1 protein-coding gene is annotated in these 517 nt (G+C 66.5%); it reads left to right on the top strand.

What is annotated here, in order from left to right; translation table 11 throughout:
• Positions 1-414 (top strand): transposase family protein (locus I8N67_RS41950; protein WP_234047142.1); only part of this gene is annotated, 414 nt, incomplete at its 5' end.
• Positions 415-517: the final 103 nt, after the last annotated feature.

Genomic DNA, 517 nt, shown 5'->3' with positions numbered 1-517 from the left:
CATGGCCTGCTGTTTCTCGCGCTGACCGACGAGAAGGGCAACCTGATCTGGATCTCCTCGGCCAGGCCCGGCCGGTCCAGCGAGATCACCACCGCCCGCCACGACAAACTCGCGGCACACCTCCGCGAGGCCGGCCTCGGCGCCCTGGCGGACCTCGGCTTCGTCGGCCTGGACGACGAACCCGACGACCACCCCGTGATCATCACCGGCCGCAAGGCCACCCGGAACCACAAGCTCACCGACGCGGAGAAAGAGGCGAACCGCCTGCTCAGCCGCGAACGCGCCGCAGTCGAGCATGGCTTCGCGAACTTGAAATCCTGGCGCATCCTCACCAAGGTCCGCATGAACACCCGGCACGCGACCACCCTCCTGCGTGCCCTGCTCGTCCTCGCGAACACCGAGGTCCAGAGGTGACCGACGATCTCCCCGGAACGATCACGCTCTCTACCGGGGTGAGTACGTCACTCCCGCCCCACACCAGCCCCCTGACCTGCGAAATCAGGATGAAACTCTCTCA

Source organism: Streptomyces adelaidensis (genome assembly GCF_016598475.1).
Classification (GTDB): Bacteria; Actinomycetota; Actinomycetes; order Streptomycetales; family Streptomycetaceae; genus Streptomyces; species Streptomyces adelaidensis.
This window is presented reverse-complemented; position numbering and strand designations above follow the sequence as displayed.